Raw genomic sequence first — 14,714 nt, forward strand, 5'->3', positions numbered from 1 at the left:
TTAATTAGAAAATTGGTATTACGTTAAATTTGGTATTATTATGCACAGTTTTTATGCTGATGCACGACCAATTCGTTTAACTGCAATGACGTAAAACAGTGCCATGTATTTATAGTACATTACTGATAAAACAGGTTAGGAATACTTTGATTTTAGGAGGCCAAGCTCACTTCAGTGCTTATCATGAGTTAGGCAATACAAACGCCATGCTGGAGTTTACATGTGGCATTTATGTCACTTAAAGGTTCACGTTGGATAAGTAAAAAGCTGCAGGTGTCCACCAACAAACAGTATAAGCGCTAGTCGCTCACGCACGCTAAAATTAATTTAACATCGCAATCAATTGCCGACCCGCAGCAATCGTGTTGGTTTCACCATTATAAATATTATCGCACTGCTTGGCGTCAAATACTTCTTTTATCCACACAAACAAATCTTTATTGAACATCACTAACATTTCAATTGGAATATCGCTATCACTCAAGTGTTGCGTCAAACATACTGCCACCTCATCGATAATTAATGCACCATCATTAAACTCAACACAAAAGTATAAACTGTTAGCCAGCTCCTTATACAGTTTGATGATCATCTCAATACGTTGCTGCGAATAACCATTCGCCTGTATCAAGCCAACTTCCGCGTCCACCTCGTCCACAGCTTCGAGTAAACAAGCAACGTCATCTTCTTCAATTGGACACTCTAGCCAAAAGCTTTCCGCTGACTCAGGGTCCTTTTGCTGTTTGCTAGAAAAAGCTCCTAGGTCATCAGGCCCCATGTCAAAAAACGCATCTTCAAATAGTTCCTCGGCCGCTTCAGAGCGCAGGTTACCATTGAGAAGCTTTTCATTTTTTTTAAGCTCAGTTAGTGTTTCATCGAATAACTCTATAGCATCTGGTGTTGATTTACCTTTGCTGCGAAAGCGGCGAGCTTCTGGCCCTACAAATGCTTGATTGTGGGTCGCATTAAAGTAAAAACGCTTAAATACTGTGGTTGATTCTTGAATTTGCTCCGCGAGTCGTCGCAGGTTGGTTAGGTCTTTTTGCATTGATATGTAATGAGTCGCAACACCTTGTTCATTGCGCACCGCAGATATGTTCCACTCTACAGGATACATGCTGCCATCTTTACGATAATTAATAGAAGAACCATAGAAAAAGCCATCACGCTCTAATGCCGCACTGAGCTTGGCAATAACACGCTTATTACTCTTCGGGCCTTGCAAAATAGCAGGCGAGTTACCAACCAGCTCAGCTAATTCATACCCTGTGTGAGTACAAAACTTTTTATTTGCATACACAATGCGATAGCCATTATTGCGATCAGCATCAGTGATAACCACCGCATGATGGGAGTGCATCAATACTTGTTTAAGTAATTCAATTGCGGACGTTTGCTTCAAAAGCTGACTAAAAAAGAGTGTCTCTTCGACATTTTCTTGCTGGATAGGCATAGTACACCCAAAGACCAAAGCCGATTAACCGAACCTCATTTAACATTAGCTCAAATCCACAACTGTGCTAATTTATTGACGCCCAACTTACAACATTAATTTGATACCAATTTGATTTAATACTTGCTCAATTTGAAGGAGTAAATCTGACGCTAAAAGCAAGATAACGACCGACGACTAGGGCAAAGCCATTTATTTCTATTGCGTGGGTTCAGCACTCAGGCTAGTGTTGTACCGTGGTAAAAATATTGTCGATGTTCCAGGTATCTGGCCCATACTCTATCCATTTGTGACTGATAAAGCTCAGTAGCAAGTGTTGATCTCAGTCCATGAGCGACGAGAATTTCTGCTAACTGCATACTGCTATTCATAGCATGCAGCATTCCCTGCGACGAAAGCGGGTCAAAGCTCATACCAGCATCACCGACTGCAAACCAACCGTCAGCGGCACAACGCTCCAATCGTGCAGAGTTAGCACTCACCATAGGATGCAGCCTAGCACCTTGACAATTAACTAAATCAACCAAAGTACTAAACCCTCTCACCTGACGTGCTCTTGTCAAAAATCCATCTACATCAGCTATGCCGCTGCGTTTTATGATTTCGGCAGGTGCTTGCCACGAAAACACTCGTGTCTGCATGCCCGTATTTTGTGATAGATACGCGGCACTTGGTGCACTATACCACCAGCCGTGTGTTTCATCACTGATCACCGCAAGCTGTTTTGAGGTAGCCACTGGTGCCGTCAGCCAAAGCGCCATTTGCTTGTCGCTTAACATTAATTTGGCACCCAGCTGCCTAGCAATATGGCAACTTCGTCCGGTTGCATCAATCAAAAGCTGGGTCGTCAATTCTCTCTGACTTTTTTGACTGGTAACCTGTACCTGCCAGTCCATATCCGCTTTGGTTATCCCTGCTACTTTAGCCGAAGATAACAACGAAATACCACGGCGTGCCAACTCATCTCTGAGTTGCTGTTCAAAGTGTTGCCGATGAATATGCCAGCCAAGACCATCTGGATTTTTGACGTTATCCACTATCGTTGGATAGTCGCTGCCCCAAAAAGAAACCATGCCATGACTGGTTGTATGTTCAGGGCTTTGTAGCAAGTGCGATACATGCAATTTTCTGAGCACCCTAGACGCAGCTGGAGGTAGGCACTCACCTACCTTTTCTTGTGCCTGTGCCTGCTTATCAATTACGACAACATGGTAATGTGGGTGCAGTGCTAATGCTAGTATGCACCCAGCAATACCGGCTCCCACAATAACAATGTCTGACTTCCTTTTCGTCATATTCAACTAGCGCTTGCGACTACGACGATGGGCTTTGTCAGTTTGTGATAGGTCTGGACGTACACCCTGTTTGCCATGCTCACTGGTCATCAACTTCTCTGTTTGCGGTGCAGACGTGTGCGGCGCGACCCCAACTTGCATGGTCGTTGGAAAACCTGTTACACCTGGCTCGCTTTTCGGCAATACGACTGTTAAGTCTGCAAAATTCGAGACCATGCTGTTTATCTGAGCTTGATACAATTCTTTTGGTTTTGTATCCGGTGGGATAGGTAAGTCATCTAACCAAAGCGCTCGGTCGTTAAAAGCAGCCTGACGTACTTCTGGTGACAAACACTCATCAATCACGGTATGGTAGTTTTGCTCGGTTAATACATTATTTGGTACACGCGCTGGCCAAAAGGTCGGCAAATATGGGTCATATGCAGCATTGTAACCATCTCGACAGCTGGCAGTATCCGTTTGCCAAGGTATGGCCATCCACCGTGTTATCCCTCCTGCAACTTGTCCTGTTAATATCGGGCCGCTCGAATGTAATGCTATTGCAGGTGTCATTTCTACACCATAATTTGTGCCATGAGTCGGCGCGGTGTTTTGTGCATGGTTAAGACGAAATGCTTCACTGTATAACCCAGCTGTGCGCATTGGCCATGTCATTTCACACCCGGGATGAAAAGCATCTGCGAGGCAAAACTCCATCGCGGCTTTGGTTAACATATCAGGCTGTTGCGCCAGCGGAACATCATCTAGATACACGGGAGGCTGGTACTTGGGATCATAATCAGACTCAAAGTCGCCGTTCGACCACTGCTGTAGCATGTGCAACTGAATATCTGTCAACGTTACAAACTGTCTTGGAGAATCATCGGCATCAACACTCATTGCATCGCCATATAACCACGGCCATAGCTGTGGCGCGGAGGCTGCAAATTGTGGATCCCACACATTCTTTTTACCCTCAGGTGTTATTTTTTCAACTTTTTCAACTTGCCTGAAGTTGTTAAATAAGTTGCGTCTCGCTTCTCTCCACGTGTCAGAGTTATCATTCAGTCGGCTTATCCATTCCTTTGACGTAAAATCAAATGGACTATGCCAACCAAACCCAGCGGCAAAACCCGCATTAACCCACTGTAGGTTTGTCATACGTTGAAAAATTGGCAGAATATCTTTGCTGAAAGAGGGTTTTCCTGAAGGCGCAGGCAACATATCGGCATCAACAGCCACTTGACGCATTAAGTCCCACATCGTACGTGGTGACTTTTGCATCGGAGCATAATCCGGTGGCGCACAAATTACCCATGCTGGTTTTACTGTTAAACACTGACCTTGATACTCAACAGATGCCATAACCGGGCCGTCTGAGGTATCGTCGTACCAACCTTCGTTATTACCAAAAGTAACCGCTTCGTGACCTTGTGGGTTCTCGGAAACACCACGACCACCGAGCATTATCAACCTGCCCTGTTCATCCGTGCGCATTTCACCAAGATATACTTGTTTACCCTGAAAGCGGCCTTCAAAACGACTACAGCCACAACCAGAGCTAGTACCACTTATCTGACATTCACCGCCGTCGATCAGCAACGCGTTACGGTCTTTCACGTTTAAATTGCGCAGTAAACTAGGAGGAGCTTCTGCTGCTTCAGGAATGTCTAATGCTAACTGAAATTCGTACCAAGAGGCTTTTTGATTTGCAAGGCGTGCACGCCAAGTGATTGATGTTTGCTCATCAGAGACTAACTCTTTGACGACATTTCCCTCTGCATCCAAACCATAAATGCGAAAACGTGCCGCTTGACGTTTTAATGCGCCGGTGCGGTCGCGATAATATTGAGTATCTCGAGGGATTAAAGTATCAACTTCAGGGCCAATGAAAAACTCATCAGGACTGTTTCCGACACGCATCACGCCAATAGGCGGATAGATAGCTGCCGACACAATGGGATTTTGATTGCAGTGGTGTGACATGTTGTAATCCTTTTTTGCAGTTGTTAAATCAAAAAGCATTACTGAGTGTAGAAGTAATTGATACCAGATACCATTACAGCGAATTACAGCTTATGTCATAAGAGGAAAGAGGCCAGAGCCTCAAAATAAGGATGGCCCACATGGAGAAAGGATTATATCTTGCACTTTACGTACATCGGACAATTGCTACCGATTTGCTAAAAAAACACTCAACACGGTATAACTACTTCGCCTGATATAAAAACACCCTATTCGGGACATAGGGAGAAAGGAGGCATACCAACCAAGATTCAAACCACGTGGCATACCTTTTTAATATTTATTTGTCTTTGTACTTGCTCAAATTGGTATAAGGGCTTCACAAGTCAAGTGACTGGCAAAACCTGAATGATTGATAACGTGTTTAACCTCACTAATAAACCAATCACCATCAAGGCTGTCATCAACTTCCTTAATGGTGATCACACCTCCAGCAACCAAAGCAGGATCACCAACAACGCTAAGCGCGACCACACGGTGCGCTCGGGCGAGCCTGCTGAGCATCGCATCCGCCGCCGCTTGCGCCTGTGCTTGTGTGTGGTGCACATAGGTCAGCGCTGTTTTTGGTGTGCCACTGCCCGCACTCACTTGCTTCTTCTGTGCTAATGCTTGGTCATAAAAGTAAGCATCAACCGATTTTATCAACTTATGGTGATTGGCGTTGAGCTTCCAAGCGGTGAGCTGCTTTTTACCAATAGTTGCACTGGGTAGGGCTTTGCCTGAGAGCGACTTCCCGGTACCTTTTGCCATAAAAATGAGCTTGTCGTCTGCAATTTTCATAATGGCATCAAACTGTACTGCCAGTTTACTCAGCAGCTGCATGTCACTCTCACTTTGCTCAATGTGAGGAATTTCTAGTCCTTGAAAAGTATCTCCAATCTTTGCTTGAAGACCATATTCTGCGGCTATCTCTTTAATGAGTTTATCCAGTAATACCGGTTCATCTTTACCATTTTCAGGCCACGAGCGAACCTTGAGCGCCTTAAAGTCTTTATCCCACAGGACTTTATTGCCGAAAAGGGTCAAAGAGCGGTTTGGCCCGGTCAGCTCATAAGCTCCCACTTCAAAAATTCCTAACTTAGTCGATGGTGCACTTTGATCTTTCGTCCCTTCTTTATACCCCATCGCAATTTCTAGCTTGTCGCTCGGGGACGGGAGCGCAATGGGAGCTTCAGCTAAGTTGTCAAAGCGTACGTAGCAGGTATCACTTGCCAGCCCTGTTCGAGTCGTGACGCTTACTTCAACTAAGCGGTTTTTGAGTGTGCTTGCGACTTCATTCCCATTGGCTTTAATTGAATAGTGTGGCTGTAGGTTCATATTAGTCCCAGATATTAATCACTTTAGATGCCGCAGGTTTTGCAATCTCGGGTAAAAAAATACTGACCTGTTCAGGATAGAGCGGGCCAAGCTCAGCCAGTCCATGATTTGCTTCTAACACTTTTTCCACCATACCGCTGCTGCGCCCGTAATGTTTAAAGCAGATTAAATCGAGACAATCTCCATCTCGAGTAATATAGGTCACACCTTTGTTCATGTTCACTCCTTAGGGCAAATTGCCGCTAATAGCGGCTAAGCTCCATCGTAAATTGTATTTCTCGCGGGATCCCATCGTTAAAAAACAGAGTACGAGTTTCCGCTATCCGCGTGATCACCCACTTTCCCATAACTCGACCAACACTGGGACTCGACTTACCACTTTCTTCTACATATCCAAGGGTCATTGGCTCCCCTTTGGCCGCCTCGTCTCGCATCATGTCTAATTGCTTTAGGCCGTTGTCTACAATTTGTGGAAATATTACGCCTTCTATCGTGAGTCCTTGCTCGCCAACACCAATGAACTGCATTGGAGGCGAATCTTTGTCAGTTTGCGAATCATGAGTTTCCCAACGATATGTAGAGTCATATTGGAGCTTATCAAATGCCGCCGTACTCACTGAAAACTTATACTTTCCTAGCTGCATCATATGCTTAGCATGATTTACCTTGCTCATTTAGCCCTCTTTTTGTTTATGCTACATGGTTGTAATAGCGCGCACTGAGCGCCTGCTCAGCTTGTTGTTGCTGTTGCTCTAAGATGCGTTTCACTTGTTGTGCGATTTCTTGCGCCTGCTGAGCTTCTTTTGCATTCACGGTGATGTTTGCATTCACAGTAACAGAGCCGCCATGTCTGGTTGGTTGTAAGGTACTGTTGGCCGCACTATCACCGCTGGTGGGCTGCGTACTTAAGCTGTTTGGATCGAGTATCGCCTCAGGAGCAACCGTTTTAGGCTTTTCATCTGTAAACCACGCTTTAATCGCAGATCCAACTAGGTTATTGGTAAGATACCCCGCCATAGGTGCTGCCATTTTCACATACGGGTTTTTACTTTTTGACATCGCCCCAGTTACGGCATCAGCTGAAAACATACCACCTAAGGTGCTACCAATTACCCCTGACTTTTGCTGTAGTGAAAGGATGTCATTATTCATCGTCTCCCACACGGTATGTGCGTTAAGCGCTCTGCCGACCATGTCACCAGCTTTACTCACCCGGTGCACTTTAGTGTTGGCGACTCCATGCTGGGACGCCAATACCGCAGCGGTACCCGTTGCTAAGTTCAGCTCGTTAATAACATTGCTCTTAACAAAATCGAGCGCCTCGCTAGCGGCCGAGCCTGCATTAGGTGTAGCTGGCTGAGCCACAGCTTGTGGGCGACTGTGATCGCTACCAACCGATGTAGATGTCGTTTCGTCAGGTTGTGCCTCACTTGAAAATAAACCACCCAGTTTATCTCCAAGCCACCCACCGATTGACTCGCCACCCATTGCTCCAAGTGCACCTCCCACTAACCCGCCAATAGCAGTGCCAACCACTGGTACTACCGAGCCAAGCGCCGCACCAGCAGCCGCGCCAGCTAGTGCGCCACCAGCACCACCTGCAGCAGCACTCACTTGGGTGGTTTTTTCTTTTGCGCTAAGGGCAGGATCGGTGAGCGCCGTCATCGCATCAAATGCGCCTAAAGCCACACTCAAAGGAGCTGCCACGCGCCCTAGCAGTCGCTTGGAGCCTTTAAATACGCTGCCAAGTTTACCGCTTTTGACTGCTGAAAAACGCCCCAACTTTTGTACACTGGGATCATTTGCAGCTGCCATAGTTTTGATTTTTTTAGCTTTTCCTTTTGCTTTTTTTGGTTGCTCCGCATCGGCATTTAGCTGTGCTGTTGCACTTGGTACTTTGCCCCCGTCAAGCAAACGAAGAAAAGGCTTATTGCCTTTACGCTTGCTTGCCTGCTGCGGTGGTTTAGCAGTGCTACCTGAATGGTTGGTTTTGTTTTTGCGCTTTTTACCGCGTTTTTTGCGACCTTTTTTTGCTTTAGGCTGGTTATCTTTTATATCGGTTTCAAGTTCAGAGAACGACTCCGACAAGTCATCTGCCATTCCTTCAAAACCAAACTCACCAAATAAATCTGGTAGGCTTTTAGTTAATGAAGATAAATCTCCTTTGAGTACACCTTTTATATCAATATTGGAGAGCAAATCTGCGTGCTGCTCCAACACACTCGCGGCATCTTGCAAACCAAATGCGTTTAGTAACTGAGGCCCAGCACTCACTAAGGACTGAATATCGCCACCTAAAATCGCATCCACATCAAGCTTTTCTAATGCTGGTAATGCGTTTTCCAGTACACCTGCGGCGCCATCTAGCTCAAACGCTTTGAGCAATGATGGATCCGCAGCCATCAAACTCGACACATCGCCGCTGGCTATTTGCTTTAAGTTCAGCTGTTTTAAACCAGGTACTGCGGCTTGTAACTTGTCTGCGGCATCTCCAAGCTCAAACGCCCGAAGTACTTCAGGTGCAGCATCAACCAAACTGCCAAGCTCACCACTCATTAACCCTTTGAAATCGAGTTTTTCAGCAATTGGTAGTGCCGCACCAAGCGCCTGTGAGGCACCTTGCATATCAAATGCGTCTAGCAATGCGGGGCCATTTTGCAGTAATGATTGTACATCACCCTCTGCTATCGCCCCCAAGTCTAGCTGTTGTAGTGCAGGTAATGCCGCTGACAGCGTATCCGCAGCCCCATCCATTCCAGCTGCATCCAGCAAATTAGGTAAAGTGGTAACAAGCGATCCCAACTCACCTTGGGCAAGCCCCGCTAAATCTAGCTGTGCCAAGGCTGGGATCTGTTGAGCTAATGTCTGGTTTAGCGCACCTAAATCAACCGCATCAAGTAAACTAGGTAATGCTTGTTGTAAACTTTGTAAGTCACCTTGTACGATACCCTTGAGATCAAGCTGCTCCACCGCTGGGGCAAACTGGGTCACTACATTTGCAGCCTCATCGAAACCAAACTGAGTTAATAGGGTTGGTGCCGCTGCTGTTAGCGAGCTAAGGTCGCCTTTAAGCACCTCAGTGAACTGTATATCACTCAAGGTCTTGCTGGTTTCAAGCAGCTGAGTTGGCAATGCGGAAACATCTAAATTTGTCATCAATGCCGGCAAAGCTTGACTTAATGACTCAACATCCACACAAAATTGCTGCTGTGGCTCGGCGGCTCCCTGAACTTGCTTTGCAGCTTGCTCTACTACATCCACAGCAGAGGCGACAGGAATACCATTAAAAATCGATGGCACCTGCTGCGCCAACGCCTCTAGCTCAACATCTACGGTTTGCGCCGCACGGCTAAAATCAAGTCCTGACACTTTGTCAGACAAACCATCTATTGCATGCTTAAGTGAATCAGGCAGTGCCAACATCACTTGGTCGACTTGCTCTACCAGTTTGGAGCTTTCGCCCGCGCTTGCGCCGGTTTGGCTTTTAGGTATTTGAAATTCAGGGAGAGAAAATGACGCCTCAGGATGCAACACCGCACTGGCATTTAGCTGGGTCATAATCGTGATTAACTGTTGAACTTGTTCACTGGTTGCTGTGGCTGAATTTGCATTTAGTTTGGCAACTATGCTACCTAACTGTGCCACTTGGTTTGCAAGAGAAGTTACCTGTGGCAACTTATTTTTGACTTTGTTCGCCTCGCGCGAACGAGCCTGTTTACCTTTTTTTGTCATGGCGTTACCTGAGGAAAATAAAGAAAAGTGAAACGCTTTAGCTTAGGCGGCTGACTAAGTAGCCTAAGCTAAAGCGTCTAAGAATATGGAAATACGCCCCTTAAAGGGTTAAGGGGCGATTGCGGTCATCGGTTTAGCCCGCTTCTGTCGCTTGTTTATGATCAAGCGCTGCTTCGAACCATTCAATGAGTTCATCTTCTGTCAGCGCGTTCAGCTCGGCCAAGCCCCAACCGGTGTACTTGGCAAGGGCAATAACCATCGCTTTTAAGCGCTTTGGCGGGACACGAGAAAAGCTTGTAGCGTTTCTCGCAACTTAACAAAATCACTCCAATCAAGCTCTTCGATAATGTCAGGAGAAACTTCGCACAAGTGCGAGAAATAACGAATTTCGCTTTCAGACTCGCTAATATCCGCTTTATCCACCATTAACCGATCGCGTACTTTTGGTCGTCTCATTGTTAGTTCTGCATATTCATGCCCATCGACCGTAATTGGGAATGCTAAGGTAATGATTTCTTTCATGGATTAAGCTCCGATTGCTGCGCGAAGTGCTGCCATTTGATCCTTACCGTTAACGGTACGAACGTCGTTGTATAGGTCAATTTCATAAATCACATCTTGACCGATTTGTAGTTTGTACTTCTGAATTGCATATTGCAGTGTTAGCTTGGCTTCTTCGCCATCTTTCCAGCTGCCCATATCCACTTCTTTGAAAAAGCCTTCAAGCGTTACCACTACAGGAACAGGCGCTTCACCTTGTGCTTGGATTGCGCCACGAGCCGTTAATGGCGTTGTTGCACCACTCCAATCGCCAAGTAGCTTCATCATGTCTGCGTTATATTCAAGTAGCGTAATAGTGCCTTCTAGCTTTTCAAGTTGGCCTACATCTAACTCAACTGGCGCTTGGAAACCTGATGTCACTTCGCGAGTTTTTACCGTGACTTTTGGTAGCTGAATTTCATCAGCGATACCTAGATAGCCTTTACCGTCTACAAACAGCTTGAACTTTTTAAGAATTTTTGGAGAGATTGCCATTATACGATTTCCTCTAGGTAGTTGTTAGTTAGAATGCTCTTGAAGGTGATGTGCTCAGCCGGTGTTGGCGGCGTGAAATCAAAGCTAAAGTACACTTTACCTGCTTGAATATTTGCTGGAGTGTTTAGCTCTTCGTCAGCCCAAATTTGACCGCCCAAAATTGCACCTTGTGCTTTTAGGCTATCCAGATAAGACTGCACACTTTGGGTAACATCTTCGATGTAAGTTTTGGTGATATTGCGGTCAACCGCCCACATGTGCGCACGCAGTAGTGAGTCGTTGATCATATCTGCGGTACGTACCACTGATAGGAATGCCCATTTCGGGTCGTCAGAACAAGTACGGTTACCCCAAAGCTTAAAGCCGTTTTGACGAATAATGGTCGACACTTCTTTTTCGTTTAGCATATTCGCACGTGCGTTGGCATCGCCCAGCTGGAAGTCGATAGGACGTGCAGTTGCCACAATACCGTTCATATTGGTGTTACTTGGGCTCCACCAAAAACCTCGGTCGTTGTCCGATTTGGCAATCATGCCCGCTACACGAGCACTGGCTGGTTCAACTTCTGTTTTACCATCGCGGAATACTTTGACATGAGGGTCAACAACATAAACACGGCGCGAACCAAAATCTGCACGATATGCTTTTGCATCTTCATCATTGGTGTTTGGGCCATCTGCGATAATAACCGCACGAAGGCGCTCAGCCACATTTACAAGCTCTGTAACAACCGGGTTGCGATTACCTTCAGGGCGCTGATGTGCATAACCTGGCGCCACAAGAATACGTGGTGTTACGCCAAGTACTGACTCCGCACCTAAGAAAGCTTGCACACCCTCATAAGAACCGTCTGCTGCCACACCGCCAACCATGTTTGACATGATTGCCGCTTCATCAGCACCATCAACACGCACTACAACCACGACTGCACCAGCTTGGTCAAAAATACCGTCCATTGCCGCAGGTAGTGTTCCTTCGTTACCAAGCGGTGCTGCTTCAGCACGTTTGCCAGCAACCAACACTGGAGTATTAAGCGGAAACTTATCAGGATCTGCACTTGGCGCTGTACCAATTACACCAATTACTGAGCTTTTTACTGTTTTGATTGGACGCGTGCCGGATTGCGCCTCAATGACTTCTACACCGTGTAGAAATTTTGACATAGTTATCTCCTTTAAAGACATGTCGGTTAGAGAATAAAAAAGGCCATACAAGCTGCCTTGTATGGCCTCGGGTCTGTTGACCTTTGCTGTTTGATTTTTGTTCTTCTGAGTGTATTTTGGTAGCGACGCTCGACTTGCCGCTTAGTAATCTAAGCAAACGTTGAGCAACAATGAACAAAGCGCACTCAAGTGAACCCAAAGGGCAGCGCTTGATTGGCATTTCTTCTGTGTTGCCCCACAAGGATGTGGGGTAAGGTGACTTTGCAGGAGCACAAAGTCTTTATCGCCTGACTCACATAGAATAACTATGCTACGCAGGCTCTGCCTTGTATAAACACCAATCAAACTGCGGCAAAAACAAACTTGAAAGATAAACAGACCCTAATAACTTCATATAAATTAGAGTTTGTTGACCTTATCCCTAACGGATAAGGTGGATAAAAAATAACTTAGATTTGGATACCCTCAATGGTGACAGGCTCCCCGTTGATTAAGTACAGTCCTTTAATTTCGATGGACAGTTTGCCCTCTCCTGCTGGATGTACCGCAACACCATCAAGTTGAAAACGTGGCTCCCACTTTTCAAGTGCTTCGGCTATGGTCATGGTAATGTCTCCCACCAAAGTGTGCGAAAAAGGGCTATCGACAAGTTCGTACAAACCGCAGCCGTAGTCGCGTCGCATCACACGACTACCAAGCGGTGTGGTGACGATATCCCTGATACTTTGCTTTAGATGCTCAACGCCACCGAGTGCTTTACCAGTTTTGGCGTTCATTCCTATCATGTTGAGTTACCCTCCTACGGTAAATGACGCCACACCAGCCGTTGCAAGCTTGCCGCCACAACTGGTGGCATCGCCTATTCTGGCGACGGCTTTACCCGCAATAGTAAAGCTGCCAGCACCAGCGCTGATAGTCGCACCAGCATGTTTTACTCGTGGATCTGGTGCAAAAACATGGGTGCTAATTGGGTCGCCAACACGTAATATCGGTTTGCCCGCTGCGGTAAAACTCGACTGCGTCGCACTGGCTGTCCCCGGTACAAATTGCGCGTGAACATTCGTGATGTCGCCATCCACTGCGATGACTGGCATAACTCCTTACTCCTGCGCACTAATATTGGCGCCGTTAAGTTTTAACGTGGCGCTGGCTGCAACCTCAATATTGCCCGAGGTTGAGCGCATGCTGATGGTGCTTCCCTCAAGCGATAGCGCGTTGGCTGCGGCCACATTAATATTGTTGTCTGCATTTACTACCGCGTTATTACCAACATTGGCGGTTAAGTTATTTGCAACTTGTATATTGGCGTCATTTCCAACAATAACAGTGGCATCTTTGCCACATTCAATATGTACATTGCGTGCTGAGTGCACCTTAATTTGCGCCACATCATTGCCGCTAGTATTGGGCACGTATAAGTGATAAATATGCTGCTCACGGTCGTATTCCACCATCGCACCATCTTTATATTTAGTACGACTAACCGCTTCTTTATCCGCTACTGCCCCATACGCTTCCCCGCCATCCAGTACATGCTTTTGGTGATGATGAGGCGCAGCATTGGAATATAAACTACCAAGGATCACCCCCTGTGCAGTATCTCCGTATGGTGCTAGCACCACCACTTGCTCCCCAACCTCTGGCGCTTGCCATGTCATGTCTTGAGCAGCCTGTGCTGTTAACCAAGGTAGCTTAGCGGTGATCCAATCACCCATTTTGACTTTTGCAGTCGCCGTTTCATAATCGACCTCATGTACCGTACCTAAGCTAATTAATTTGTTGACTCGTTGCTGTAGATCAGACATTGCTAGGTCAGAAAAGTGTTGATTTACAATCATGTTGCCACCTCAGTTGCTGGTACTTTGGCGATCAAACGATGTTCACCACCGCGAGGGCCAAGGTAAACCTCTGTGATTTCCACTCCCGGCTCTTCAGGATAGTGAACTTGATAATAAAATTGCCAAACCAACGTCGCCTTGGCGAGCATAGAACTGACTTGGTCACTGTAATCAATACTGACGTTTTCAAAAATACAATGTTGCCAAGGGGTGGGCGTTTCGTCCTTTATAATTGCAGCTTCAGCGGCACTGACCACATTATCTAATCGCGTGACAAGGGCGATAGGATCAGCCTCTTCTAACGCCAGTTCGAGCTGCAAGGTCAACACCCTTCTGTCGAGTGCATTTGGGCTCAGGTTTTTATTGGACGCAGGCCCATAGGTGACGCCTTTATCGGCGCCTTTTGCTTGCAATTCACTGGCTTGTCGTTCAGCGATTGGGATAAGGGTAAGCTGTGCACGCTCTGTTAAGTCAGGCTGCGGCTGGCTTGCTTTTAGTAAATTTACTGTTGCAAGCTCAGACAAGCCATCACTCAGACACGTCAACACCTTAGCTATCAAGGTTTGTCGATGCATAGTTGTGCTCTCAAATTATAAATTGGCTAGATGAACAGCCGAAGATGGACGAAACGCCCGAAGGGATTGAAACTTTAAAGCTCTGGTTTTGTCGGCCAAACTACTTGTTCTGGAGACTCAAAACTTTGAGGTAAATCTCGTAATGCCTGACGATAGTCTTTTAAAGACTGAGGTACTTGGCCATCCATTTCTTGATACTTTAATGCCATCCAATCCGTAGATCTGAGGTAGGCGTCACGCAAAGCTCGCGTTGTTTCCCATTCATCGAATTCAGTTTCTTCAATGCTCACTTGATCTAACAT

General features: G+C 46.3%; 15 protein-coding genes. All 15 read right to left on the reverse strand.

The features are described from left to right. Window positions 1-322: 322 nt before the first annotated feature. The 15 genes from D9603_RS16115 to D9603_RS16195 all read right to left on the reverse strand — a co-directional run bounded on the left by D9603_RS16115 (window position 323) and on the right by D9603_RS16195 (window position 14,714). Complete coding sequence (locus tag D9603_RS16115) at window positions 323-1,453, reverse strand: PAS domain-containing protein (RefSeq protein ID WP_128732076.1); 1,131 nt, start codon at window positions 1,451-1,453, stop codon at window positions 323-325. 218 nt (window positions 1,454-1,671) lie between these two features. Beyond that, on the reverse strand, window positions 1,672-2,748 hold the full coding sequence (locus tag D9603_RS16120; protein ID WP_128732077.1) for an NAD(P)/FAD-dependent oxidoreductase: 1,077 nt from the start codon (window positions 2,746-2,748) through the stop codon (window positions 1,672-1,674). 6 nt (window positions 2,749-2,754) lie between these two features. Beyond that, entirely contained in the window at window positions 2,755-4,713 is a 1,959-nt protein-coding gene (locus tag D9603_RS16125) for a LodA/GoxA family CTQ-dependent oxidase (RefSeq protein ID WP_128732078.1), read from the reverse strand. A 339-nt stretch (window positions 4,714-5,052) separates the two neighbouring features. Continuing rightward, entirely contained in the window at window positions 5,053-6,069 is a 1,017-nt protein-coding gene (locus D9603_RS16130) for a contractile injection system protein, VgrG/Pvc8 family (RefSeq protein WP_128732079.1), read from the reverse strand. Window position 6,070: 1 nt separating this feature from the next. Then, a complete protein-coding gene (locus D9603_RS16135; RefSeq protein WP_125253363.1) occupies window positions 6,071-6,286 on the reverse strand; it encodes a tail protein X in 216 nt (71 codons plus the stop codon). A 25-nt stretch (window positions 6,287-6,311) separates the two neighbouring features. Beyond that, window positions 6,312-6,743 carry a phage tail protein gene (locus D9603_RS16140; protein WP_128732080.1) on the reverse strand — a complete coding sequence of 144 codons (432 nt, stop codon included), beginning with the start codon at window positions 6,741-6,743 and terminating at the stop codon, window positions 6,312-6,314. 16 nt (window positions 6,744-6,759) lie between these two features. After that, window positions 6,760-9,801, reverse strand: a complete 3,042-nt coding sequence (locus D9603_RS16145) for a phage tail protein (RefSeq protein ID WP_128732081.1) — start codon at window positions 9,799-9,801, stop codon at window positions 6,760-6,762. Between the two features lie 264 nt (window positions 9,802-10,065). Next, entirely contained in the window at window positions 10,066-10,323 is a 258-nt protein-coding gene (locus D9603_RS16150) for a phage tail assembly protein (RefSeq protein ID WP_125253366.1), read from the reverse strand. Between the two features lie 3 nt (window positions 10,324-10,326). Then, on the reverse strand, window positions 10,327-10,836 hold the full coding sequence (locus D9603_RS16155; protein ID WP_010378397.1) for a phage major tail tube protein: 510 nt from the start codon (window positions 10,834-10,836) through the stop codon (window positions 10,327-10,329). Next, a complete protein-coding gene (locus D9603_RS16160; RefSeq protein ID WP_128732082.1) occupies window positions 10,836-11,999 on the reverse strand; it encodes a phage tail sheath subtilisin-like domain-containing protein in 1,164 nt (387 codons plus the stop codon). The genes D9603_RS16155 and D9603_RS16160 overlap by 1 nt, the downstream gene beginning before the upstream one ends. Window positions 12,000-12,448: 449 nt before the next feature. Beyond that, entirely contained in the window at window positions 12,449-12,784 is a 336-nt protein-coding gene (locus D9603_RS16175) for a GPW/gp25 family protein (protein ID WP_128732084.1), read from the reverse strand. A gap of 6 nt (window positions 12,785-12,790) precedes the next feature. Then, window positions 12,791-13,093: a PAAR domain-containing protein gene (locus D9603_RS16180; protein ID WP_125253369.1), complete on the reverse strand. Its 303-nt coding sequence runs from the start codon at window positions 13,091-13,093 to the stop codon at window positions 12,791-12,793. Between the two features lie 6 nt (window positions 13,094-13,099). Next, complete coding sequence (locus D9603_RS16185) at window positions 13,100-13,837, reverse strand: phage baseplate assembly protein V (protein ID WP_128732085.1); 738 nt, start codon at window positions 13,835-13,837, stop codon at window positions 13,100-13,102. After that, on the reverse strand, window positions 13,834-14,412 hold the full coding sequence (locus D9603_RS16190; protein WP_128732086.1) for a hypothetical protein: 579 nt from the start codon (window positions 14,410-14,412) through the stop codon (window positions 13,834-13,836). Before D9603_RS16190 ends, D9603_RS16185 begins: the two co-directional genes overlap by 4 nt. Before the next feature lie 74 nt (window positions 14,413-14,486). Continuing rightward, window positions 14,487-14,714, reverse strand: coding sequence for a phage tail assembly chaperone (locus D9603_RS16195; RefSeq protein WP_128732087.1), 228 nt, complete (start codon window positions 14,712-14,714; stop codon window positions 14,487-14,489).

The organism is Pseudoalteromonas sp. PS5 (assembly GCF_004103255.1).
GTDB classification, from domain to species: Bacteria; Pseudomonadota; Gammaproteobacteria; order Enterobacterales; family Alteromonadaceae; genus Pseudoalteromonas; species Pseudoalteromonas peptidolytica.

Bases quoted from the DNA above. Each gene is read 5' to 3' on its own strand.
- D9603_RS16115 (WP_128732076.1), bottom strand. From the start codon at position 1,453: ATGCCTATCCAGCAAGAAAATGTCGAAGAGACACTCTTTTTTAGTCAG.
- D9603_RS16120 (WP_128732077.1), bottom strand. From the start codon at position 2,748: ATGACGAAAAGGAAGTCAGACATTGTTATTGTGGGAGCCGGTATTGCT.
- D9603_RS16125 (WP_128732078.1), bottom strand. From the start codon at position 4,713: ATGTCACACCACTGCAATCAAAATCCCATTGTGTCGGCAGCTATCTAT.
- D9603_RS16130 (WP_128732079.1), bottom strand. From the start codon at position 6,069: ATGAACCTACAGCCACACTATTCAATTAAAGCCAATGGGAATGAAGTC.
- D9603_RS16135 (WP_125253363.1), bottom strand. From the start codon at position 6,286: ATGAACAAAGGTGTGACCTATATTACTCGAGATGGAGATTGTCTCGAT.
- D9603_RS16140 (WP_128732080.1), bottom strand. From the start codon at position 6,743: ATGAGCAAGGTAAATCATGCTAAGCATATGATGCAGCTAGGAAAGTAT.
- D9603_RS16145 (WP_128732081.1), bottom strand. From the start codon at position 9,801: ATGACAAAAAAAGGTAAACAGGCTCGTTCGCGCGAGGCGAACAAAGTC.
- D9603_RS16150 (WP_125253366.1), bottom strand. From the start codon at position 10,323: ATGAAAGAAATCATTACCTTAGCATTCCCAATTACGGTCGATGGGCAT.
- D9603_RS16155 (WP_010378397.1), bottom strand. From the start codon at position 10,836: ATGGCAATCTCTCCAAAAATTCTTAAAAAGTTCAAGCTGTTTGTAGAC.
- D9603_RS16160 (WP_128732082.1), bottom strand. From the start codon at position 11,999: ATGTCAAAATTTCTACACGGTGTAGAAGTCATTGAGGCGCAATCCGGC.
- D9603_RS16175 (WP_128732084.1), bottom strand. From the start codon at position 12,784: ATGATAGGAATGAACGCCAAAACTGGTAAAGCACTCGGTGGCGTTGAG.
- D9603_RS16180 (WP_125253369.1), bottom strand. From the start codon at position 13,093: ATGCCAGTCATCGCAGTGGATGGCGACATCACGAATGTTCACGCGCAA.
- D9603_RS16185 (WP_128732085.1), bottom strand. From the start codon at position 13,837: ATGATTGTAAATCAACACTTTTCTGACCTAGCAATGTCTGATCTACAG.
- D9603_RS16190 (WP_128732086.1), bottom strand. From the start codon at position 14,412: ATGCATCGACAAACCTTGATAGCTAAGGTGTTGACGTGTCTGAGTGAT.
- D9603_RS16195 (WP_128732087.1), bottom strand. From the start codon at position 14,714: ATGTTAGATCAAGTGAGCATTGAAGAAACTGAATTCGATGAATGGGAA.